Origin of the sequence: Enterobacillus tribolii, assembly GCF_003363015.1 — a bacterium.
GTDB lineage: Bacteria > Pseudomonadota > Gammaproteobacteria > Enterobacterales > Enterobacteriaceae > Enterobacillus > Enterobacillus tribolii.
This window is the reverse complement of record NZ_QRAP01000014.1, coordinates 60,981-83,356: the sequence shown is the minus strand read 5'-3', so window position 1 is coordinate 83,356 and position 22,376 is coordinate 60,981. Positions and strand designations below refer to the sequence as shown.

Below are 22,376 nucleotides of genomic sequence, written 5' to 3'. Positions count from 1 at the left end.
CCAGGCCTGTCGTTGATTCTCCGGATATAGGGTTGACCCCATGATGTCAGCCGCCGGCGGTAAACAATTACAATATCAACGCCAAATCCGCCGCCGCGTGCTGCAAAGCCGGCAATATACGCTCCTTCAGTGCGTTCACCGTCACCTGAGATGCATGAACCTCGACGCTCATTGCCGCCACGACTCTGCCTGAATACGAATACATCGGCACCGCAACGGAGCGCAGGCCAATCCCGACCTGCTGATCGTTAATCACATAACCCTGCCGGCGGATCTCTTCCAGCGTTGCGCGCAGCTGGTCGGCATTCGTTATCGTATATTGCGTATGAGGAATAAATACCGTACGCGCTAAATAGGCATCCAACGCCTCCTTTGTTAATCCGCATAATAAGATTTTTCCCAATGCGCAACAATAGGCGGGCAGGCGGCAACCCCTGCCTAAATCAATGTTCATGGACGGCCCGGTTGAGGCCCTGGCGATATACAGCGCATCACCGCTTTCTAATATGGCAACCGAACAACATTCGTTCAGCGTCTGGCATAAATGATCCAGCGTATTTTGCGCCGCCTTAGCCAACGGCGTCGACATTAAATAAGCATGACCAAGCGTCAGTACCCTGGGCAGCAGTTCATAATTACGCCCGTCGATGCTATGAACGAATCCCAGCGCTGAAAGGGTATATAGACAGCGACGAACCGCCGCGCGTGATATCCGTGTTTTCTGACTTAGTTGCGATACCGACAGGCGCTGCCTGCGCGGGGTAAATGATTGCAATATTTCAAGGCCGCGGGCGAGGGACTGCATGAAGTTAGGGTCACCGTGAGCAATGGAGAGCGCCGTCGTTAGCGTATCGGTTGTTTCCTTAGTGTTAAAATTATGTGTATCCATGCTATTTATTCCCCGCTGCGATATCGCCTTTCAAGAGAGTAACATCATGACTACACCCTTTACCGCCTTATCATCCATCGACTCTTATCGGTTTTCCCACATCGATCACATTAATAACATATCAATAACATTTTGTTCGATAATCGCACGCTATTTCAGGCGGTGTTATTGACGCAGAGGGTTGCCGCTCTATATTTTCATTTAACGCTGGCTTTAGTCTGAATTTATCTTCCTGTTTTACTGTCGGGAGTAAATGTGTCCTTATTAATTATTGAAATATTAATTTTCCGAAATCGCGCGTTCAGCATATAACGCCATTATTACAATTTTAACGTTATTGTCCGGTTTTTATATTATCCCGGAATCTATCAATCCAAATAAACGCATCCGTGCATTAAATGCAATGACGGTGGTGCGTCGTTTCCGGCAGCCGACTGGTGGAGATATTACATGAGTAATCAAATTAATAACGCGGAAGAAATAATAAAGAATGCGCTTTGGGTCGATAAGGAAAAAGGTATTTATCGTTGCAACCGCAAGATATTTACCGATGCCTCGCTGTTTGAGCTGGAAATGAAATATGTGTTTGAAGGGAATTGGGTTTATCTGGCCCATGAAAGCCAGATCGCCGAACCCGGCGACTATCTGACCCTGACCCTCGGCCGCCAGCCGATCGTCATTACCCGCGATAAAAACGGCGAACTGCGCGGCCTGATCAACGCCTGTACTCACAAAGGCGCGACCCTGTGCCGCCGCAAGTCGGGCAACAAAAGCGCGTTTACCTGCCCGTTTCACGGTTGGACATTCAGCAGCACCGGCGCGCTGCTGAAGGCCAAAGACGAAAGCACCGGAGATTATCCGGACTCGTTCAAAAAGGAAGGGGCGCAGGATCTCAAAGCCTTACCGCGTTTTCAGTCTTATCGCGGCTTCCTGTTCGGCAGCCTGAGCGACGACGTGCTGCCGCTGGAAGAGTACCTGGGCGACACCCGGGTCGTCCTCGATCTCATCGTCGATCAGGCGCCGCAGGGGCTTGAGGTTCTGCCCGGTTCGTCCACCTACGTATATAACGCTAACTGGAAATTGCAGGCGGAGAACGGCGCGGACGGTTACCACGTCGGCGTGGTGCACTGGAACTATGTTTCCACCATGACGCGCCGCAACTATGAGGACAACGGCACTCAGGCCGTCGATGCCAATTGCTGGTCGAAAAGCATTGGCGGCGGCTATGGCTTTGAACACGGGCACCTGCTGCTGTGGACCAAACTTATCAACCCGCAGGTGCGTCCCGTTTATCAGCATCACGGGCGCCTGCTGGAGGAATTCGGCGAACGCCGCGCCGATCTGATGGTCAATGAAACCCGCAATCTGGGCCTCTATCCCAACGTTTACATCATGGATCAGATCTCCTCGCAGATCCGGGTGCTCAGGCCGATCGCCGTGGATAAAACCGAAGTCACGATTTATTGCTTCGGCCCCAAAGGGGAAGATGCCGCCTCGCGTGCGCTGCGCATCCGCCAGTATGAGGATTTCTTCAACGTCAGCGGCATGGGAACGCCGGACGATCTGGAAGAGTTCCGCGCCTGCCAGCAGGGCTTCAACGGTGAAAACCTTGAATGGAGCGATCTGAGCCGCGGCGCCAAACACTGGGAGGCAGGGGCCGATGAACACGCGCGTTTTGTCGGTATGAATCCCGCCATGAGCGGCTGCCGCTCCGAGGATGAAGCGCTGTACATATCCCATCATGCCCACTGGCAGAAAACGATGCTGGCGGGCGTCGCTAAAGCCAGGGCGGAGAAGGCTTCCCTTGTTCAGACGCTGGAGATCATGCCATGAGCCTCGACCTGCAATCCATCACCGCGTTTCTCTGTTACGAAGCCCGTCAGCTTGACGATCGCCAGTGGGACGAATGGCTGAGCTGCTACAGCCCGAACGTCGAATACTGGATGCCCTGCTGGGGAGACGACGACCGGCAGACGGACGATCCGCAAACGCAGATGTCGCTGATGTATTACCCCAGCCGCGGCGGTCTGGAAGACCGGGTGTACCGCATCAAGACTGAACGTTCCAGCGCCAGCACGCCGGAGCCACGCACCACTCACATGATCGGCAACGTCGAAATGTTGTCCGGCGACGGGCAGCGCGCCGAGGTGCGCTACAACTGGGTGACCTACAGCCACCGTTATCACAGCACCGACATGTATTTCGGCACCACCCACTGCACGCTGGAGATGCGCGACGGCAGGCCGGGCATCGTGAAGAAAAAGATCCGGCTCAACAACGACTATATCAATCAGGTTATTGATATTTATCACGTTTGAAAACGATGAATCGTATGTGAGGTAAATGCGATGGCGTATACCGTTGCCCTGAATTTTGAAGATGGCGTTACCAACTTCATTGAGTGTTATCCCGGTGAAAAAGTGCTGGATGCCGCCTACCGCCAGCAGGTCAACCTGCCGATGGATTGCTCCGACGGCGTGTGCGGCACCTGCAAATGCCGCTGCGGGCAGGGCGAGTATTCGCTCGGCGATGATTATCTCGAAGAGGCGTTGTCCGGGTGGGAAGCGAGTCAGCGGCAGGTGCTCACCTGCCAGATGGTGCCGATGTCGGACTGCGTGATCGACGTACCGTTGTCATCCGCCCAATGCAAAACCGGCGTAAGAAGCTACTGCACCACGCTGGCCGCCGTCCGGCCGCTTTCCGACAGCGCGACGGAGCTGTGCCTGCGGCTGGCGCCGGGGCAGGAGCTGCAATTTCTGCCGGGTCAGTACGTCAACATTCAGGTTCCCGGCAGTACGCAGGTGCGGGCCTATTCGTTCAGCTCCCTGCCGGGCAGCGGCGATCTCGCGTTCCTGATCCGCAACGTGCCGGGCGGCCTGATGAGCGGCTACTTACAACACGCCTGGCGACCGGGCGACGCGCTCTCCCTCACCGGGCCGATGGGCAGTTTTTACCTGCGTCCGGCGACCCGTCCTCTGCTGTTCCTGGCCGGCGGCACCGGGCTGGCGCCGTTCCTGTCTATGCTGGAGTCCCTGGCGCAAACCGGGTGCGACCAGCCGGTCAACCTGATTTACGGCGTCACGCATGACGACGATCTGGTGAAGCTGGACGCGCTGGATGCCGCGGCGCAGCGCCTGCCGCAGTTCCGTTACCTGACCGTGGTCGCCGATGACGCCTCATCCCATGCGCGCAAAGGGTACGTTACCCGGCATTTCTCCCCTGAAATGCTCAACGACGGCGATGTCGATGTGTATCTGTGCGGCCCGCCGCCGATGGTCGACGCCGTGATGCGCCACTTTACGCAGCAGGGAATAACCCCGGCAAATTTCTACTACGAGAAATTTGCGCCCAGCCTGAAAGCGGCATCCTGAGCGGGAGGAAGAACATGACACAGCGAGCACGTTTTACCGGCAAAGTCGTCGTTATTACCGGCGCGGCGCAGGGCATCGGCAAACAGGTTGCCGCGCAGGCCGCCGCCGAAGGCGCCCGTCTGGCATTGATTGACCGCGCCGGTTACGTCAACGACGTGGCGCGCGTGTTAGCCGCAGAGGGTGCGGAGGTGATTACCGTTCTGGCTGACCTGGAGCAATGGGCGCAAACCGAGCAGGCCATCGCGCAGGTTCACCGCCGCTACGGCCGCATCGACGTGCTGGTCAACAACGTCGGCGGAACCATCTGGGCGCGCCCCTACGCCCATTACCGGCCGGAACAGGTTGAGGCGGAAATCCGCCGCTCATTGTTTCCGACCCTGTGGGGATGCCGCGCGGTGCTGCCCCTGATGCTGGAGCAAAAGGGCGGCGCGATCGTCAACGTGTCATCCGTCGCCACGCGCGGCGTCAACCGGGCGCCTTACGCGGCGGCCAAGGGCGGCATTAACGCGTTGACCCAGTCGCTGGCGCTGGAATACACGCAGCACGGCATCCGTATTAACGCCACCGCGCCCGGCGGCACCGACGCGCCGCCCCGGCTGACGCCGCGTAACAACGAGGTCGCCGACCAGCAGGAAGCGGCGTGGTATCAGCAAATCGTCGATCAAACCGTCAACAGCAGCCTGATGCACCGCTACGGCACGCTGGCGGAGCAGGCCAACGCCATCCTGTTTTTAGCCAGCGACGAAGCCAGCTACATCACGGGCACCGTTCTTCCGGTCGCCGGCGGCGATCTGGGTTAGCGCTATGCACCGGATAGAAATTGAAAACACGCGCCAAACCTACCTCTGCGCGGCGGAGAACGATCTGCTGCGCGGCATGGAGCGGCTGGGCGGAAAAGGCATTCCGGCCGGCTGCCGCGGCGGCGGTTGCGGCATCTGCAAGGTACAGATTCTGACCGGTAGTTGGCGCTGCGGAAAAATGAGTACCGCCGTGCTGACGCCGGAGGAACGGCGGCGGGGCATCGTGCTGGCGTGCCGCTGTTATCCCGAAAGTGGCCTGGTGCTGAAAGTAATCGGAAAAATGAAATACCGGCTGGAAAAATTCAGCGACGGCTGACGTCACGCGGACTGACTTCGCCCACCGTTACCCCTGAATAACTAACGTATTGAGGAGAAAGGATATGCCGATTAAAGGTGTATTACGCCCGGGCCACGTGGCCATACGGGTACTGGATCTGGAAGAGGCCGTTAAGCATTACACGTCGATCGTCGGGCTGCGCGAAGTGGCCCGCGACGGCCGGGGACGGGTGTTTCTCAAGGCCTGGGATGAATGGGAACATCACAGCGTAATCCTGCGCGAAGCCGGCCAGGCAGGCATCGACTACATGGGCTGGCGCGTCACCTCGCCGGAAGTGATGAAGCAACTGTCGCTGGACATCATTGAGTCCGGGCTGTGCAGCGACTGCAAATGGTTGCCGGCCGGCGACGATCCGGGCACCGGGGAGCGCTTCAGCTTCGTCATCCCGACCGGACACACCATGGAGCTGTACGCCGAAAAAGAGATGATCGCCAGCGAGGTAGGCTACCTGAACCCGGAGCCCTGGCCGGAACACGGCGTCATCGGCATGTCTCCCACCCGCTTCGATCACTGCCTGTTGTACGGGGACGACATTGACGGCACCACCAAACTGTTCACCGAGGTACTGGGTTTTGACCTGAGCGAGAAGGTGGTCGATAAAAACGACGGCAGCCTGGCCGGGGCGTTTTTCGCCTGCGCCAACAAAGCGCACGACGTGGCGTTCATCCGCTACCCGGAGAAGGGCAAGCTGCACCACATCTCATTTTTCCTCGACTCCTGGAACGACGTGCTGCGCGCCGCTGACCTGATCTCAATGAACAACGTGTCGCTGGACATCGGGCCGACCCGCCACGGGATCACCCGCGGCACCACCATCTATTTCTTCGATCCGTCCGGCAACCGCAACGAGGTTTTCTGCGGCGGCTACATCCAATACCCCGACAAGCCGGTAATTCACTGGGATCTGGACGAGCTGGGCAAAGGCATCTTCTATCACACCCGCCAACTGAACGAAGCATTTCTGACGGTGGTGACCTGACCCGCCGGAAGAGAAACATTTATCATCAAGGAGTTACGCGCAATGAAAGCATTCCGAAACTACATTAACGGCCAGTGGGTAACGACGGCGAAGCAGTTTGAAGACCGTAACCCCATCGATAACAGCCTGGTCGCGCTGGTACATGAGGCGGGCAAAGAGGAGGTGGACGCTGCGGTCAACGCGGCGCGTGCGGCGCTGAACGGCCCATGGGGCAGCATGACGCAGGCCGCGCGCGGCAACATGCTGGTGGCCGTCGCTGATGAAATCCGCCGCCGCTTCGACGATTTTCTGGCGGCGGAAATCGCCGATACGGGAAAACCCAAAACGCTGGCGAGCCGGGTTGATATTCCGCGCGGCGGCGATAATTTCCGCGACTTTGCCGATCTTAGCCAGCGTTTCCCTACCGAAAGCTACATGTTCGATACGCCGGACGGCGGCAAAGCGGTGAACTACGGCGTGCGTACGCCGCGCGGCGTGATTGCCGTCATCAGCCCGTGGAACCTGCCGCTGTTGCTGATGACCTGGAAGGTCGGCCCGGCGCTGGCCTGCGGCAACACGGTGGTGGTCAAGCCCTCGGAGGAGACGCCCGCCACGGCCACGCTGCTGGCGGAGGTGATGGAAACCGTCGGCGTACCGCCGGGCGTGTTCAACCTGGTGCATGGCTTCGGCCCGGATTCGGCAGGCGCCTTCCTCACCGAACATCCGGGCGTTGATGGCATCACCTTTACCGGGGAAACGCGTACCGGCGAGGTGATCATGAAAGCGGCGGCCAGGGGCGTCCGCCCGGTGTCGCTGGAGATGGGCGGCAAAAACGCCGGCATCGTGTTTGCCGACTGCGACTTTGACAAAGCGGTGGCCGGGATTACCCGTTCGGCGTTTGAAAACACCGGGCAGGTGTGCCTGGGCACCGAGCGCGTCTATGTGGAGCGCCCGATCTTCGACCGCTTCGTCGCCGCGCTGAAGCAAAGCGCCGAGTCGCTGAAGCCGGGCAACCCTTACGACGACGGCATGAACTTCGGGCCGCTGGTGTCGCTGGCGCATCAGCGCAAGGTGCTCTCCTACTATGAGAAAGCCGTGGCTGACGGCGCGACGGTGGTTACCGGCGGCGAACGCTGGGCGCTGCCGGGCGCGCTGGCCGAAGGCGCCTGGGTGAAACCGACCATCTGGACCGGGCTGCCGGAGACGTCTGCGGTGATCCGCGAAGAGATCTTCGGCCCCTGCGTTCATCTGGCGCCGTTCGACAGCGAAGAAGAGGCCGTTGCGCTGGCGAACGATACGCCATACGGCCTGGCGTCTACCGTCTGGACGCAGGACATCGGGCGCGCCCATCGTCTGGGCAGCCGGATTAACGTCGGGATTTTCTGGATCAACAGCTGGTTCCTGCGCGACCTGCGCACCTCGTTCGGCGGCGCCAAACAGTCCGGCATCGGCCGTGAAGGGGGGGCGCACTCCTATGAGTTCTATACCGAAACCCGCAACGTCTGCGTCAAACTGTGAGGTGAGAAATGGATGACAAAATCGCGCATTACGGCGATGCGCTGTATGAGGCGTGGAAAAACGCGGCGGCTATCGGCCCGCTGATTGCGCAGGATGCGTCGCTGACCATCACCGACGCCTACCGCATTCAGCAACGCATGATCGCCCGCCGCCTGGAGGCGACCGGGGAACGCATCATCGGCAAGAAAATCGGCGTCACCAGCCAGGTCGTGATGCAGATGCTGGACGTGCACCAACCGGACTTCGGCATGCTGACGTCCGGCATGGTGTACGACCACGGCGCGGCCCTCGATGTCCGGCCGCTGATCGCGCCCAAGGCGGAGGGCGAGATCGCCTTCATTCTGAAGCGGGATCTGACCGGCCCCGGCGTGACGCTGGCCGATGCGCTGGCGGCAACGGAGCTGGTGGTGCCGTGCATCGAAGTGGTCGATTCGCGCATCCGCGACTGGAAAATCAGCATTCAGGATACGGTCGCCGACAACGCCTCCTCCGGCCTGATCGTGCTGGGCGACAACGCGGTTTCTCCCCGCGGGCTGGATCTGGCCCTGGTCGGCATGACGCTGGAGAAAAACGGCGAAGTGGTTGCCACGGGCGCAGGGGCCGCCGCGCTGGGGCATCCGGCCAATGCGGTAGCGTGGCTGGCGAATACCCTGGGCGCGCTGGAGATCCCCCTGAAGGCGGGAGAAGTGATCCTGTCCGGTTCACTGGCGGCGATGGTGCCCGTCGGCGCGGGGGACTGCCTGAGCATCTCGCTGGGCAGTATCGGTTCCGTCAGCGCACGTTTCATTTAAGGAGCAACCCGATGAAGTTAGATCAAACCACGCGCGAACAGCTGGCGACCTACCTGGAGAACGCCGAGCTGCAACGCGAAGAGGTGACCAAGATCACCGACCAGTACCCGGACATGGACTGGGAGGATGCCTATGACATCCAGGATATTATCCGCGCCCGCAAAACGGCGCGCGGGGTCAGGATCGCCGGGCTGAAGATGGGGCTGACTTCCCACGCCAAAATGAAGCAAATGGGCGTTACCGAGCCGATTCACGGCTTTATTACCGACTATGGCTCGGTGGCCGACGGCGGTGAAATTCCCTGTTCCCGGCTGATCCACCCGAAGGTGGAGGCAGAAATCGCGTTCGTGACCAAACGTGCGCTGAAAGGCCCCGGCTGCCACATCGGCGATGTGCTGGCCGCAACCGACTTCGTGCTGCCGGCCCTGGAAGTCATCGACTCGCGTTATAAGGATTTCCGTTTCGATCTGAAAAGCGTCATCGCCGACAACACTTCGTCGGCGCGTTACGTGCTGGGCGGCTACAGCCGCAGCCCGATTGGGCTGGATCTGCGCAACCTTGGCGTTGTGATGTACAAGAATGGCGAAGTGGTGGCGACCGCTGCCGGTTCCGCGGTGTTGGGGCATCCTGCCAGCAGCGTGGCGATGCTGGCGAATATGCTGGGCGCGCGCGGGCGCGAAATTCCGCCGGGGACGCTGATTCTGACGGGCGGCATGACCGAGGCGATCCCGGTTGCTGCCGGCGACAATATCAGCGTCGGCTACCAGAACCTGGGCAGCTTGTCGGTGCGCTTCACCGCCGGGTAAGTCTGCCGTCAGCGCTTCAGGGAGCGCGGCCGGAAATGCTCCGCGCGGCGCTCTTGTCTCCCTTATTGATGAAGGTGGCAACATGCCGATTATTCAGGTCAACCTGATTGCCGGTCGCAGCGATGAGCAGAAGGTGCGGCTCATTGCAGAACTGACCGATGGCGCCGTACGGGCGCTGGACGCCCCGCGTGAAAGCGTGCGGGTATTGATTTACGAACTGCCGGGCGCGCACTGGGGGGTGGGCGGCAACGCCAAGGGCAACGCGGCGCAAGGAGGCGGAAATGAACAGCGCTAGGGTTAAGGTTGCCATCATCGGCTCGGGCAATATCGGCACCGATCTGATGATTAAAATTCTGCGCCACGGCGACCATCTGGAAATGGCGGCGCTGGTGGGCATAGATCCGGCGTCGGACGGGCTGGCGCGCGCGGCGCGTATGGGCGTTGCCGCGATTGATACCGGCGTGGAGGGGCTGCTTGCCATGCCCGGTTTCGCCGACGTCAAAATCGTTTTCGACGCCACCTCGGCCTCTGCGCACCTGCACAATAATGCGCTGTTGCAGCAGCACGGCGTGCGGGTGATTGACCTGACGCCGGCGGCCGTCGGCCCTTATGTCATCCCGGCGATTAACCTCGACGACCAACTGGACGCGCCCAACATCAACATGGTGACCTGCGGCGGTCAGGCGACGATTCCGATCGTCGCCGCCGTTGCGCGCGTGGCGAAGGTGCATTACGCCGAGATCGTGGCCTCGATCGCCAGCCGCTCCGCCGGGCCGGGAACGCGCGCGAACATTGATGAGTTCACCGAAACGACTTCGCAGGCGATAGAACGCGTCGGCGGCGCGGCGTGCGGCAAGGCGATCATCATCCTCAACCCGGCCGAACCGCCGGTAATGATGCGCGATACGGTATTTACTCTGTCTGACCCGGCCGACCGCGCTGCCATTGAAGATAGCGTAGAACGGATGGTGGCCGCCATTCAGCGCTATGTTCCCGGTTACCGCCTGAAGCAAAAGGTACAGTTCGATCTGCATGACGAGGCGAACCCCGTGACAATACCCAGACTCGGAAAGATGACGGGCCTGAAAACCTCCGTCTTTCTGGAAGTGGAAGGCGCGGCGCACTACCTGCCGTCCTACGCCGGAAATCTGGACATCATGACCTCGGCGGCCAAAGCCTGCGCGGAGCGTCTGGCGCAAACCCGCTTACTGTAAGGAGTCGGCATGTCTATGATGAAAGAGAAAAATCTATGATGAAAGAGAAAAAGCTGTTCATTTCAGACGTTACGCTGCGTGACGGCAGCCATGCCGTGCGTCACCAGTATTCGCTGGAACAGGTGCGCCAGGTGGTTCATGCGCTGGATCAGGCCGGTGTGGACGCCATTGAAATCGCGCACGGTGACGGGCTGGCCGGCTCCAGCTTCAACTATGGTTTCAGCGCGCATACCGATTTGGAGATGATTGCGGCGGCGGCGGAAAGCGCGGAGCGCGCGATGCTGGCGACCTTGCTGATTCCGGGGATCGGGACGGTGCATGAACTGCGCGATGCCTGGGATGCCGGGATTCGCCTGGTACGGGTAGCGACGCACTGTACCGAAGCGGATATCTCCCGTCAGCACATTGAAGAGGCGCGCAGGCTGGGCATGGATACCGTGGGTTTCCTGATGATGAGCCATATGACCACGCCGGAGAACCTGGCGAAACAGGCCCAGAAGATGGAGAGTTACGGCGCGACCTGTGTTTACGTGGTCGATTCCGCCGGCGCGATGACCACGGCCGACATTCGCGAACGCTTCCGTGCGCTGAAGGCCGTCCTGAAGCCGGAAACCCTGACCGGGATGCACGCCCACCATAATCTGGCGCTGGGCGTCGCCAACTCGGTCGCCGCGGTGGAAGAGGGGTGTGACCGCATCGATGCCAGCCTCACCGGCATGGGCGCCGGCGCGGGCAACGCGCCGCTGGAGGCCTTTATCGCCGTGGCGAACAAGCTGGGCTGGCAACACGGTTGTGACCTGTATCGTCTGATGGATGCCGCCGAAAGCCTGGTACGGCCGCTTCAGACCCGGCCGGTGCGGCTGGATCGCGATACGCTGGCGCTGGGCTATGCCGGGGTTTACTCCAGTTTCCTGCGCCATGCCGAGGCTGCGGCACAGAAATATCACCTTAATACCGTTGATATCCTGGTGGAGCTGGGCAAGCGGAAAATGGTCGGAGGGCAGGAGGATATGATCGTTGATGTGGCGTTGGATCTGCTGAACCACTGATGTGAGCGCCAAAAAACGAACCCCATGCGTCTTATCGTCATGGGGTTTCGCTTTGTTACCGCACCGGGCGTTTTAACGGCGCCACAGGCGTGACCAGGTATGCGGACCGACGACGCCGTCAGGCGTGATGCCGGACTTACGCTGGAAGCCGATAACGGCCGCACGGGTTTTGGCGCCGAATACGCCGTCGGTTGACAGCCTGGGGGTGACGCCCAGAGTATTCAGCTGTTGCTGAACCTTGGTGACGTTCGTGCCGCGGCTGCCCTGCGACAGATTGGTGGTGAAGCCGGGAACGGCTGCACCCACACCTGCGCTGCCGGTAGCGAACAGCGCGGCCCAGGTTTGCGCGCCGGCGATGCCGTCGGGGGTTAGCCGGTTGCGGCTTTGGAAAAGCTTCAGCGCCTGGTAAGTTTTATCACCAAAGTGATTGTCTACCGTCAGCATCGAACCCTGCTTGTTCAACTGTTTCTGGATCAGGCCGACGGTCTCCCCGCTCTGGCCTTTTTTCACCGGGGAACCGGGGTAGTTGGTTCCTCTGGCCGCCGGCGCCGCCGCGCCCGTTGCGCTGGCGTCTGACAAACCGGCTGCGCTGGACCACGGCCAGGCAGAGACATCGCTGCGTTTGTCATTCTTAATGGAGACATGCATATGTTTGGTGTGGGGGTTGGCGCCGTTATACGTACGCCAGCCCTTGCCGTCGAGGCTGTTGATCTGGCGGTTGTAGATAACGTATTTCACCCTGGAATCCTGCAACACGTCGCGGGAAAGTGTGGCGCAGTCAACGCCGTTCAGCGGATCGTGGGTCAGGTCAAAGGCGTTGCCTTCGTTGTGGTCGCTGCGTCTGGCCTGGTGGGCGGCGTCGCCCATAATGCCATCGGCAGCCCGGTTACGGTTGGGCCATTTTTGCGTTGCGTCGAGTAGTGCTTTCTTACATGCCGGAGCCGGAGAAGCCATAATGGATTCCTTCTTTATTTAAAGTAATTCCATATTTTATTGAGACTGCTATTACTCAGTGGGCAAACAGGGTTTATTTGCCGCATTGTCCGCCACTTGATTCGCTTCCTCGGTCGCTTTTTCTTGTGCGGCATTGATCTTATCGACCACGCAAATTTGGCTCTGAGTAATTTTGCTAATCATCAGATGAGACGAACGTACAGGGTTGTTGATATTACTCTGGTCGGTGGTATCAACCCGGACGATCAGGGCAAAAGGTTTTCCGTCTTTCATCCGCCATTCGGCATTGCTGGCCAGGGAAGATGAACCTGAGGGTAAAATGTCCCAGAGATTTAACGGATGGGTGTTCTGATCGGGCGTAATGATATCGAGCGACATGCGATTATCATCATAAAGAATATCCAACTGATAATTCGCAACGCCAGGGCAGCGGTCTGCCGTACTGCCGGTCACTTCCTCTAGCACGCGCTGCTGGCACGTTGCGCCGGAAAGCGGGGTATAAAACCGGTTGGCGTTGGTGTCTTGATCCTGCTGGCATGCGCTCAGTGAAACACCAAGGATAATGGGGAACAACAACTTGTTAATATATCTTTTCATTAATTATGTCTGCCTGCGATGAACGACGATATCAGGGACTAATAAGACGAATGAATCCGCCGATTAGAATCAGAAGCTTTGCAACGTAATTATGAGGCATAAATCATACGTCTTAACCATGAAATATGCGAGTGGCTTTATCTGCTCTTTTATTTTTCGATAGATGATACCGTCATTGATTCATGAGTTGGGTTTTATCCTAATCATCAAAAAATGCCAGATGAAAATATCGCACAGATGCAGTGAAATCTGCGCGATTAATAATATAGGGATATTCTGTAAATAGACCGGAAGAAGCGGATTAGCGCATGTTTATTAATTATCCATCGCGAGGAGGCGCTTATTAACAACGCATCTTTACGGGATTAATGCCGCACGGCATAACGTTGTGCGGGGCAGGTGCAGATAATCAGGCTGTGGCTTTCAGTTTGCGCCCCACATATATCCAGCAAACGCCGGCAAGGCAGTAGCAGATAAAGATCACCCGGGCCAGGGAAATAAGCGAAGCGCCGCCGGTGCCCGTCCTGCGATTGCATCGACGCCGCGCCAGCAACGCCCTGAGACAATAAGCTGCACGATGTCGCCAGCCAGCGCGTACCACAGGGACATCCGCGTGAACAGCAGCGGCGGTTTGCGTCAGCCGGGACGGGGAGGTGCTTGCCGCCAGGTGTGCCGCTACGTCCGGCTGGGCGGGAAGAGAGAAATTGATACATAGCGGACCGGGCGCCTGTATCTCCGTTTTCGTCTTATAAATCCGTGCAATAACACAACATAAAAACCCGCGCCTGAAACAGGAGCGGGTTCTCCCGGCTTGCGGTAATTAAACGGTTACATAAAGAAACGCACCGCCTGGCGCAGGGTCATTCCCATGCCCCACAGCAACGGAATACCGACGGCGATCCAGCTCAGCGTCATCAGCGCATAGGAGGGGCGTGCTTCCCAGGTTAACTGCGCATCTTTATTGACGGTGTACATGCCTTTCGCCTGCTGCTGCTGTTCTTGTGTCATCGCGTGCTTTTCCGACACCGGCCGTACCAGCTGGTTACAGATAAACCCGATGACCAGCAACCCGGTCAGTACCATCAGGGTGATGTCATACACGTTTTCCGGCGCGATCCCCTGCGCAAGCTGGTATTCGCGCAGGTAGTTGACCAGCACCGGGCCGCTGATGCCGGCGGCAGACCAGGCCGTCAGCAGGCGGCCGTGAATTGCACCCACCATCTGAGAGCCGAAAATATCGGCCAGATAGGCGGGAATAGTGGCGAATCCGCCGCCGTACATAGAGATAATCACGCAGAACGCGCAGACGAAAAGCGTGACGTAGCCGGCGTGATTAATCAGCGGCACGGAGCCGTACAGCACGGCGCCGAGCATAAAGATGATGGCAAAGGTCATCTTTCTGCCGCAGGCGTCCGACACCGACGCCCAGAAAAAACGGCCGACGATGTTAAACAGGCTGAGCAGCCCGGTAAATCCCGCCGCGATGGTCGCGATGCGGCGCAGCTGGTCGTCATTCAGCTCCTGCCAGGCGAGATCGAGCGACAGCAGCTTACCGGCAAAAATTTCCTGCAGCATTGGCGAAGCCATGCCCAGCAGGCCGATGCCGGCGGTGACGTTCAGCCACAACACCAGCCACAGCAGCCAGAACTGCGGCGTGCGCCAAGCGACGCTGACATGAACCTGAATCGTGTGGTTCCGGCTGACCGCTTTCTGCGCTTTATCCCCTGACGGGTGCCAGCCGAGCGGCGGCAGGCGGTAGCCGAAGGTGCCGCAAAACATGAACAGCGCATAGATCAGGGAAAGCGTCAGAATGCTTTGCCAGACGCCATTACCGGTGGCGTCGGCGAAAAAGTTCATCAGCCAGTTTGCCAGCGGGGCGCCCACCAGCGCGCCGCCGCCGAATCCCATAATCGCCATCCCGGCCGCCATGCCGCGTTTGTCGGGAAACCAGCGCAGCAGGGTCGACACCGGGGAAATATAGCCCAGACCCAGCCCGATACCGCCGATCACGCCGGCGCCCAGCCACAGCAGCCAGAGCTGGTGGTAATAAATTGCGACGGCGGAAAGCAGCAGCCCGCCGCACCAGCAGAGCGTGGCGACGAAGCTGACCAGGCGGGGGCCGACTTTCTCCAGCCAGCTGCCCCACAACGCGGCGGAACAGCCGAGGAACACGAAGAACAGCGTATAGGTCCAGCCGAGCATGGAGATTTTCCAGTCGCAGCTACGGGTTACCAACTGCTGCCAGAACGACATATCAACCGGGCACACCAGGGGTTCGCTGCCGCCGATTAATTGCGACATCGGCAGCCAGTACACGGAAAAGCCATAAGCCATACCGATACACAGGTGCACGGCCAGCGCAGCCGGCGGCACCAGCCAGCGGTTAAAACCGGGTTTGGCGATGATGCGGGGTTTAGCGAAAAAACTGCCAAGGGGGGAAATAGGTGGGGTCGTTATAGTTTCATTTATTTGCGCCATTTTCCTGTCCTTTTCACGTTTAGGTATTCCAGCCACCGCGGTGGCTGAAGGCAGAGTAATAAAGGCAAGAACAGTGCCAGCCATGCCGGAAAGGGCGAAGAAAACGGCCGCAGGACGTGAAGAAACGATACAGCTACTGAATTTATTCCTGGTTAAATTTCATTCTTAAATTGTTTAATAAATAAACTTGCCAGGCTGTATCAGAGGGATGCGAATTTGATAGGCGCGACTCTCATACTGAGAGCCGCGCAGGGGGAATTATCTTTCCGTGACGTCTTCGTGTTTGGCCTGAAAACGCTTCAGCAGCAGCCACACCCGCACGGTGCGGATAGCAACGTCGCGTGCCGCAGTGCTGTTCGGGGTTGAGGTGTCAGGCAACGTGCATTCACGGCAGCCGGGAATTTTGGTCTGACGATCAAACCCGTTGAGGATCAGGTTAGCGAGAATGGCGACGATGGTGCCGACGGTGATACCGCTGTGCAGAAACATCTCCGCCGCGGGCGGCAACTGGCGGAACAACTGCGGCACCAGCACCGGCAACATGCCGATGCCCAGCGTCAGGGCCACGACCATGCCATTATTGTTGTTACGGTAATCAACCTGCCCCAGCGTACGGATGCCGGAAACGGCCACCATGCCGAACATCACGATGCCCGCGCCGCCCAGCACCGGCTTCGGCACCGCCACGACCAGCGCGGCGAGCTTGGGAAACAGCCCCAGCGTAATCAGGATCAGCCCGGAGACGCCGACGATAAAACGGCTGCGCACGCCGGTCATGCTGACCAGCCCGACGTTCTGGGCGAAGGCGGCATAAGGGAACATGTTAAAGATACCGCCGATCAGCGTTGCGCCGCCGCAGGCGTACAGCCCGCGCTTGAGCGTGTTTTGATCGGCGGGGCGCTCGACGATGTCGCCCATCGCCATCATCGACGACATGGTTTCCACCATCACGACGATCATCACCATCGACATCAGCATCGCCGGCATCAGGTGAAATTCAATCGCCGCGAAGCGCATCGGCCGGGGAAACGCCAGCCAGCCCGTTGCGTGCAGGTTGGACAAATCCAGTTTCCCCATCGCCAGATAAACCAGGGTGCCGGCGATGATGCCGATCAGAACGGCGATGTTCTTCACCATGCCGCTGCCAAAGGTGTAGACCAGCAATACGACCAGCAGCGTCAGCGTCGCCATCAGCAGCGAACCGCCGCTGCCGAAGCTGACGGCGTCCAGATCGCCGCCGCCGATCCAACCGCCGGCGACGGGCAGGATGGACAGGCCGATCAGCGTAACAATGGTCCCCATGACGGCCTTGGGAAAGAAGCGCACCAGCTTGCACACCCAGGGGGCGCACAGCAGGGTGAAGATACCCGCGACGATAACCGCGCCGGAAATGCCCCCGATGCCGTATTGCTGACCGATCAGCCCCATCGGCACCAACGCTGCGAAGGTACAGCCCTGCACGATGGGCAGACGGCTGCCGATCCAGCGGCCGATGCCGATGGATTGCATGATGGTGGCGCAGCCACAGATAAACAGGTCGGTGCTGATCAGCAAAATGATTTGATCGTTGGTCATTCCCACGGCTTTGCCGATGATCAGCGGCACGGCGATTGCCCCCGCGTACATCACCAGCACGTGCTGGAAACCGTATACCAGCATCTGCCCCAATGGCAAAATCTCTTCAACCGGCTCAACATGCTTATTCGCGGATGTTGCGTTATCCGCATGGAAGTACTTCTCTGAGATGCCCACGTCGGCTCCTTAAATGTTCACTGACTTTGCGGCAAGTGGCGTCGCTGTTTCCGGGTGCTGTCGTCATGAAGATGCTCAAGGTGTGCCAGATTGTGGGTTAAATGCGGGCAGGGCGGTAAAGTGTGAAAGTCATCACGTTATAGCGCGGATAAGGGGAGATAACAGGGGGCGTGATGAGGCTGTGCAGGAAGGGCGGCAGGGGGATTGATAAATTTATCTATCATATTGAGAGTGATGATACGGCTTATCACCCGACGTAAACAGAAGCGGCGGAGGAGGCGCCCTCCGCCGTATTGGGGTTAACCTGCCGGCGCGATCAGCCAGGTGCCGGGAGCATTAATGGTAATCTGCTGGCGGCGCGGGGTATGGCCATCATTAAGAATTTCCAACTGATAATCCCCTGCCGGCAGATTCAGGCTGGCGTACCCGTTGCCGTCCGGGTAAATGCTTTGCGTCTGGCCGTTCATCGAAACGCGCTCGCCCGCCTGCAGACGGAAATAAACCCGCGCGATGGGCGCCCCGGCAGGCGGGGCCGTCACGTTCGTGGAATCCGGCGCCGTGGTTGTGGGCGGTTGTGTTTCCGGCGCCGGGTTGGTATTTGACGCCGTTTGCCCCGGCGACGCTGGTTCTGTCGGCGGCGTTGGGGTGTCCGGCGGTGGCGGCGTCTGCGCTACCGGCGGCGCGGGCGTATGGCCGCCGGAGTTGCTGCTGAACCAAACGAACGCGCCCGCCGCCAGCAGGGCGACAATCCCCACGCCGGCCAGCAACGGGTAGAACGCGGAGCGGTTGTGGGCCGGGAGCTCATTGACCACCGGCATGGGCGCGGGGGTGGGGACCGGCCGGTTCTCCGGGATGACTGCCGGCGGCGTAATCACCTTGGCTTCCATGGCGATAGGCAAACGCAACAGGTCGGCCAGTTCGGTAATGTTTTGCGGACGATCTTCCGGCCTCAGGGCGAGCGCGCGGTCGACGGCATACAGCAGCTCCAGCGAATAGCCCTGCGGGCGCAGTTCCATCAGCGGTTGGTAGCTGTCCTCGATGCTGCGCACCACGCTGACCGGCGGCGGCGTGCCGACGATCAGGGTATGCAGCACCGCGCCGAGGGCGTAGATGTCGGTCCAGGCGCCCTGATCGCCGTCATTATTGTCGGTGTACAGCTCAATCGGGGCGAATCCCGGCTTAAGCATGATTTCCGTTTCATCGGACAGGTTGCCGATCTCTTTGCGCGCGGAACCGAAGTCCAGCAGCACCGGCAACTGATTATCCTGGATCTGGATGTTGTCCAGCGAGATATCACAATGCAGGTAGCCGGCTTTGTGCAAGGTATTGATGGCGCTGAACAGCGGCGGCAGCAGGCGGCGGATCCAGGTTTCGTTGATTTTGCCGGGATGCTCCTGATGGAAATTTTTCAGCGTGGTGCCGGTGTAAAACTGCGTCCCCATGTAGGCGGTGCCGTTTTGCTCCCAGAAACGCAGCACGTGCAGCAGGCCGGGGTGGGAGAAACGCGCCAGCAGGCGCGCTTCCTGGATAAAACTGTGCAGACCGGCCTGAAACGTTTTGCTGAAACGTTCGCCGCGCAGGGAAAGGCTGAGATCGTCATTACGCATCACCAGCGTGGAGGGCATGTATTCCTTGATGGCGATAGTGCGTTCCAACTGGTGGTCGTACGCGCGATAAACGATGCCGAAGCCGCCTTCGCCGATGACTTCCTTGATTTCAAACTCGTTGAAGCGGTAACCGACAGGCAAACCGTTCGAGTTAGGCTTTCTGATTCCGTTATCTGACATAATGTTCACTCTCTGCGAACGCGGAACCGCATGGCGCGGTCCGGGTTATACCTGAAATTGACAATCGAACTCGTTGTTTTGCAGCCCGATGTGCAGCGCGCGATAGCGTTGGTCGCCGGCGCTGGCGCTGAGCAGGGTATGGCTGACCTGCGGCAGCAGGGTGTTGGTCAGGATCGCGTCGACCATACGGCCGCCGGATTCCACTTCGGTGCAGCGGCTGACGATCATTTCCACCACGGCGTCATCGTAGGTGGTGACGATATCGTGGTTTTCCGCCAGCCGGCGCTGAATGCGGCCGAGTTGCAGACGCACGATGTTGCCCAGCGTGCTGTCGTTGAGCGGGTAGTAAGGCACCACCAGCAAACGTCCCAGCAATGCGGCGGGGAACACTGAAAGCAGCGGCGGGCGCAGGGCGGCGCTCAGGGCGTCCGGCTCTGGCACCAGTTCGGGATCGCTGCACAGGCCGCTGATCAGTTCGGACCCGACGTTGGAGGTCAGGATGATGATGGTGTTGCGGAAGTCGATATGACGACCTTCGCCGTCCTCCATCCAGCCTTTGTCGAAGACCTGGAAAAAGATTTCATGCACGTCCGGGTGCGCTTTTTCGATCTCGTCCAGCAGCACCACGCTGTAAGGACGACGACGCACCGCTTCGGTCAGTACGCCGCCTTCGCCATAGCCGACGTAGCCCGGAGGCGCGCCTTTCAGGGTGGAGACGGTGTGCGATTCCTGGAATTCGCTCATGTTGATGGTGATGACGTTCTGCTCGCCGCCGTAAAGCGTTTCCGCCAGCGCCAGCGCGGTTTCCGTCTTACCGACCCCGGAAGGGCCGGCGAGCAGGAACACGCCGACGGGCTTATTGGGGTCGTCCAGGCGTGCGCGTGAGGTCCGTACCCGGCGGGCGATCAGGTCGAGCGCATGACGCTGGCCGATAACGCGTTGGTTCAGGGTATCGGCCAGACGCAGCACCGCTTCAATTTCGTTTTTCACCATACGGCCCAGCGGGATACCGGTCCAGTCGGCCACGACCGCGGCCACGATGTTGGCATCGACGGCGGCGAAAATCAGCGGGTTTTCACCCTGCAAATCCTGCAACTGCTGCTGCAACGTTTCCAACTGAAGACGCGCTCCGGCAGCGTCAGGAACTGCGTTTTCCGCCGTTTCCTCCGCCTGCTGCGGGCTTTCGGTTTGTTCTGCCTGTTCTGCGCCTTCTGCCGTTTCGCTGACTTCCGCCGCGGCATTCTGTTCTTCCTGATGGAGACGGGCACGCAGGTCGATAATCTGCTGGATCAGATCCAGCTCCTGCTGCCAGCGCTCGGTGAGCACTTCCAGCTCCGCGCGCAGCGCTTCCAGCCTGGCTTCGATCTCCTCCGGACGTTTGGCGTCGCCGATGCCGACCTTCACCTCGCGCTGCGCGATATGCAGCTCGATTTCCAGCGCGCTGATGCGGTGCTCGCAGTCTTCAACCTGCGCCGGTTTGGCGTGCTGACTGACCGCCACGCGCGCGCAGGCGGTATCCAGCAACGCGACCGCTTTGTCGGGAAGCTGACGGGCCGGAATATAGCGGTGGGAAAGACGCACGGCGGCATCGACCGCCTCGTCGAGCAGCAGCACGCGGTGATGCTGCTCCAGCGGGCTGACGGTGCTGCGCAGCATTTGCAGCGCTTTCTCCTCGCCCGGCTCCAGCACCTGCACGACTTGGAAACGGCGGGTCAGGGCAGGGTCTTTTTCAATGTATTTCTTATATTCCGACCAGGTGGTGGCGCCGATGGTACGCAACTGCCCGCGCGCCAGCGCCGGCTTCAGCAGGTTGGCGGCATCGCCGGTTCCCTGCGCGCCGCCGGCGCCGATCAGGGTATGGATTTCGTCGATAAACAGAATGATAGGGGTAGGGCTGGACTGCACCTCGCTGATCAGCGACTGTAAGCGCTTCTCAAACTCGCCTTTCATGCCCGCGCCTGCCTGCAACATCCCGATATCCAGCAGATACAGACGCACATCGCGCAACGGCGGCGGCACTTCGCCGCTGGCGATGCGCAGGGCCAGGCCTTCCACCACGGCGGTTTTGCCGACGCCGGCCTCACCGGCCAGCAATGGGTTATTCTGACGACGGCGCATCAGGATATCGATGATCTGGCGGATTTCCTCATCACGGCCGGTAACGGGATCGATTTCGCCGCTGCGTGCGCGGGCGGTCATATCCTGCGCATACTGCGCCAGAATACCGCCGGCGGCCTCCCCGCCGGGCGCACCGGTTCCGGTGCCTGCCGACGCTGGCGCGGCTTCATCCTGAGGCAATGAATTCTCGGAGGACGATGCGGTGACGGCAGGGAACTGTTCCATCAATATATCGGCATTGATGCGATCAAACTGAGGCGAGATCGACTTAAGCAAATGACGCAGATTATAGGTTTTCAACAACCCGAGCAGCAGATGCCCGCCGCGAATACGCGAAGCGCCGAACTTTAGCGAACCGTACACCCAGGCACGCTCAACGGCGCCATCGATATGCTCGGAAAGATCGGAAATGGCGCTGGCGCCGCGCGGCAAACGATCCAACGCTTCCACGATATCGGCGGCCAGACGGGCCTCATCGAGCTTATAATGACGAATGATATGCTGCAAATCGCCCTCTGGCGCCTGCATCAACTGATGCAGCCAGTGCGCCAGCTCAACGTAAGGATTGCCGCGCAGTTTACAGAAGGCGGTGGCGCTTTCCAGGGAAGTGAACAGCAAACTATCCAGTTTGCCGAAAAGAACTGAGCGGCTGATTTCAGACATAAAAATCCTTAAAGAATTAATAGATTATTAGTAATGAAGCTCTGACAAACGGGACTCCGCCCGCCAACATAAAACCCGAACTGCAAACCTGTTTCTGTGTGTGTCAAAAATCAAAAAGAACAAACCTCAACCAACAACACCTGAATATTTTTCTTCTCTAAAAATCATCACAGTTCCACCCAAAGCCACTGGCCTCCTGAACCGCTGACGAACGCTTCGGGCCGGCACTCGCCGCAGGGATGCGGCGAGAGGCGAGGAGGCACAGGATGTGCCTTCCGCAGCCGGTGCCATAAG

At 59.4% G+C, this 22,376-nt stretch carries 19 protein-coding genes; 12 read left to right on the top strand and 7 right to left on the bottom strand.

What is annotated here, in order from left to right:
- Positions 1 to 67: 67 nt before the first annotated feature.
- Entirely contained in the window at positions 68 to 889 is an 822-nt protein-coding gene (locus C8D90_RS20595; protein ID WP_115460342.1) for an IclR family transcriptional regulator domain-containing protein, read from the bottom strand.
- 450 nt (positions 890 to 1,339) lie between these two features.
- On the opposite strand from C8D90_RS20595, the gene C8D90_RS20590 reads away from it, so the two are divergent.
- From C8D90_RS20590 to dmpG, 12 genes are all read left to right on the top strand, one after another.
- A complete protein-coding gene (locus C8D90_RS20590; protein WP_115460341.1) occupies positions 1,340 to 2,722 on the top strand; it encodes a Rieske 2Fe-2S domain-containing protein in 1,383 nt (460 codons plus the stop codon).
- Complete coding sequence (benB, locus tag C8D90_RS20585) at positions 2,719 to 3,207, top strand: benzoate 1,2-dioxygenase small subunit (RefSeq protein ID WP_115460340.1); 489 nt, start codon at positions 2,719 to 2,721, stop codon at positions 3,205 to 3,207. Before C8D90_RS20590 ends, benB begins: the two co-directional genes overlap by 4 nt.
- A 30-nt stretch (positions 3,208 to 3,237) precedes the next feature.
- Positions 3,238 to 4,260 carry a benzoate 1,2-dioxygenase electron transfer component BenC gene (gene benC, locus C8D90_RS20580; RefSeq protein WP_115460339.1) on the top strand — a complete coding sequence of 341 codons (1,023 nt, stop codon included), beginning with the start codon at positions 3,238 to 3,240 and terminating at the stop codon, positions 4,258 to 4,260.
- A 14-nt stretch (positions 4,261 to 4,274) separates the two neighbouring features.
- A complete protein-coding gene (gene benD, locus C8D90_RS20575) occupies positions 4,275 to 5,060 on the top strand; it encodes a benzoate diol dehydrogenase BenD (protein ID WP_115460338.1) in 786 nt (261 codons plus the stop codon).
- 4 nt (positions 5,061 to 5,064) lie between these two features.
- Entirely contained in the window at positions 5,065 to 5,376 is a 312-nt protein-coding gene (locus C8D90_RS20570; protein ID WP_115460337.1) for a 2Fe-2S iron-sulfur cluster binding domain-containing protein, read from the top strand.
- Positions 5,377 to 5,440: 64 nt separating this feature from the next.
- Positions 5,441 to 6,376, top strand: coding sequence for a catechol 2,3-dioxygenase (locus tag C8D90_RS20565; protein WP_115460336.1), 936 nt, complete (start codon positions 5,441 to 5,443; stop codon positions 6,374 to 6,376).
- Positions 6,377 to 6,418: 42 nt separating this feature from the next.
- A complete protein-coding gene (locus C8D90_RS20560) occupies positions 6,419 to 7,873 on the top strand; it encodes a 2-hydroxymuconic semialdehyde dehydrogenase (protein ID WP_115460335.1) in 1,455 nt (484 codons plus the stop codon).
- 8 nt (positions 7,874 to 7,881) lie between these two features.
- Complete coding sequence (gene dmpE / locus C8D90_RS20555; RefSeq protein WP_115460334.1) at positions 7,882 to 8,664, top strand: 2-oxopent-4-enoate hydratase; 783 nt, start codon at positions 7,882 to 7,884, stop codon at positions 8,662 to 8,664.
- 11 nt (positions 8,665 to 8,675) lie between these two features.
- Positions 8,676 to 9,470, top strand: coding sequence for a 2-oxo-3-hexenedioate decarboxylase (gene dmpH / locus C8D90_RS20550; protein WP_115460333.1), 795 nt, complete (start codon positions 8,676 to 8,678; stop codon positions 9,468 to 9,470).
- 82 nt (positions 9,471 to 9,552) lie between these two features.
- Complete coding sequence (locus tag C8D90_RS20545) at positions 9,553 to 9,765, top strand: tautomerase family protein (RefSeq protein ID WP_115460332.1); 213 nt, start codon at positions 9,553 to 9,555, stop codon at positions 9,763 to 9,765.
- Positions 9,752 to 10,684, top strand: coding sequence for an acetaldehyde dehydrogenase (acetylating) (locus tag C8D90_RS20540; protein WP_115460331.1), 933 nt, complete (start codon positions 9,752 to 9,754; stop codon positions 10,682 to 10,684). Before C8D90_RS20545 ends, C8D90_RS20540 begins: the two co-directional genes overlap by 14 nt.
- A 38-nt stretch (positions 10,685 to 10,722) precedes the next feature.
- Entirely contained in the window at positions 10,723 to 11,733 is a 1,011-nt protein-coding gene (gene dmpG / locus C8D90_RS20535) for a 4-hydroxy-2-oxovalerate aldolase (protein ID WP_115460354.1), read from the top strand.
- A 72-nt stretch (positions 11,734 to 11,805) separates the two neighbouring features.
- On the opposite strand, the gene C8D90_RS20530 is transcribed toward dmpG, so the two are convergent.
- From C8D90_RS20530 to tssH, 6 genes are all read right to left on the bottom strand, one after another.
- Positions 11,806 to 12,687, bottom strand: coding sequence for a peptidoglycan-binding domain-containing protein (locus C8D90_RS20530; RefSeq protein ID WP_115460330.1), 882 nt, complete (start codon positions 12,685 to 12,687; stop codon positions 11,806 to 11,808).
- 51 nt (positions 12,688 to 12,738) lie between these two features.
- Positions 12,739 to 13,284, bottom strand: a complete 546-nt coding sequence (locus tag C8D90_RS20525) for a hypothetical protein (protein WP_115460329.1) — start codon at positions 13,282 to 13,284, stop codon at positions 12,739 to 12,741.
- A gap of 828 nt (positions 13,285 to 14,112) precedes the next feature.
- On the bottom strand, positions 14,113 to 15,762 hold the full coding sequence (locus C8D90_RS20520) for an OFA family MFS transporter (protein WP_115460328.1): 1,650 nt from the start codon (positions 15,760 to 15,762) through the stop codon (positions 14,113 to 14,115).
- A gap of 258 nt (positions 15,763 to 16,020) precedes the next feature.
- Entirely contained in the window at positions 16,021 to 17,514 is a 1,494-nt protein-coding gene (locus C8D90_RS20515; protein ID WP_376744994.1) for a nucleobase:cation symporter-2 family protein, read from the bottom strand.
- 299 nt (positions 17,515 to 17,813) lie between these two features.
- Complete coding sequence (locus C8D90_RS20510; RefSeq protein WP_115460352.1) at positions 17,814 to 19,301, bottom strand: serine/threonine protein kinase; 1,488 nt, start codon at positions 19,299 to 19,301, stop codon at positions 17,814 to 17,816.
- Between the two features lie 45 nt (positions 19,302 to 19,346).
- Entirely contained in the window at positions 19,347 to 22,082 is a 2,736-nt protein-coding gene (tssH, locus tag C8D90_RS20505; protein ID WP_115460327.1) for a type VI secretion system ATPase TssH, read from the bottom strand.
- Positions 22,083 to 22,376: the final 294 nt, after the last annotated feature.

What these genes read in the sequence shown, in the direction of transcription:
- C8D90_RS20595 (WP_115460342.1), bottom strand. Translation starts at nt 889, where the DNA reads ATGGATACACATAATTTTAACACTAAGGAAACAACCGATACGCTAACG.
- C8D90_RS20590 (WP_115460341.1), top strand. Translation starts at nt 1,340, where the DNA reads ATGAGTAATCAAATTAATAACGCGGAAGAAATAATAAAGAATGCGCTT.
- benB (WP_115460340.1), top strand. Translation starts at nt 2,719, where the DNA reads ATGAGCCTCGACCTGCAATCCATCACCGCGTTTCTCTGTTACGAAGCC.
- benC (WP_115460339.1), top strand. Translation starts at nt 3,238, where the DNA reads ATGGCGTATACCGTTGCCCTGAATTTTGAAGATGGCGTTACCAACTTC.
- benD (WP_115460338.1), top strand. Translation starts at nt 4,275, where the DNA reads ATGACACAGCGAGCACGTTTTACCGGCAAAGTCGTCGTTATTACCGGC.
- C8D90_RS20570 (WP_115460337.1), top strand. Translation starts at nt 5,065, where the DNA reads ATGCACCGGATAGAAATTGAAAACACGCGCCAAACCTACCTCTGCGCG.
- C8D90_RS20565 (WP_115460336.1), top strand. Translation starts at nt 5,441, where the DNA reads ATGCCGATTAAAGGTGTATTACGCCCGGGCCACGTGGCCATACGGGTA.
- C8D90_RS20560 (WP_115460335.1), top strand. Translation starts at nt 6,419, where the DNA reads ATGAAAGCATTCCGAAACTACATTAACGGCCAGTGGGTAACGACGGCG.
- dmpE (WP_115460334.1), top strand. Translation starts at nt 7,882, where the DNA reads ATGGATGACAAAATCGCGCATTACGGCGATGCGCTGTATGAGGCGTGG.
- dmpH (WP_115460333.1), top strand. Translation starts at nt 8,676, where the DNA reads ATGAAGTTAGATCAAACCACGCGCGAACAGCTGGCGACCTACCTGGAG.
- C8D90_RS20545 (WP_115460332.1), top strand. Translation starts at nt 9,553, where the DNA reads ATGCCGATTATTCAGGTCAACCTGATTGCCGGTCGCAGCGATGAGCAG.
- C8D90_RS20540 (WP_115460331.1), top strand. Translation starts at nt 9,752, where the DNA reads ATGAACAGCGCTAGGGTTAAGGTTGCCATCATCGGCTCGGGCAATATC.
- dmpG (WP_115460354.1), top strand. Translation starts at nt 10,723, where the DNA reads ATGAAAGAGAAAAAGCTGTTCATTTCAGACGTTACGCTGCGTGACGGC.
- C8D90_RS20530 (WP_115460330.1), bottom strand. Translation starts at nt 12,687, where the DNA reads ATGGCTTCTCCGGCTCCGGCATGTAAGAAAGCACTACTCGACGCAACG.
- C8D90_RS20525 (WP_115460329.1), bottom strand. Translation starts at nt 13,284, where the DNA reads ATGAAAAGATATATTAACAAGTTGTTGTTCCCCATTATCCTTGGTGTT.
- C8D90_RS20520 (WP_115460328.1), bottom strand. Translation starts at nt 15,762, where the DNA reads ATGGCGCAAATAAATGAAACTATAACGACCCCACCTATTTCCCCCCTT.
- C8D90_RS20510 (WP_115460352.1), bottom strand. Translation starts at nt 19,301, where the DNA reads ATGTCAGATAACGGAATCAGAAAGCCTAACTCGAACGGTTTGCCTGTC.
- tssH (WP_115460327.1), bottom strand. Translation starts at nt 22,082, where the DNA reads ATGTCTGAAATCAGCCGCTCAGTTCTTTTCGGCAAACTGGATAGTTTG.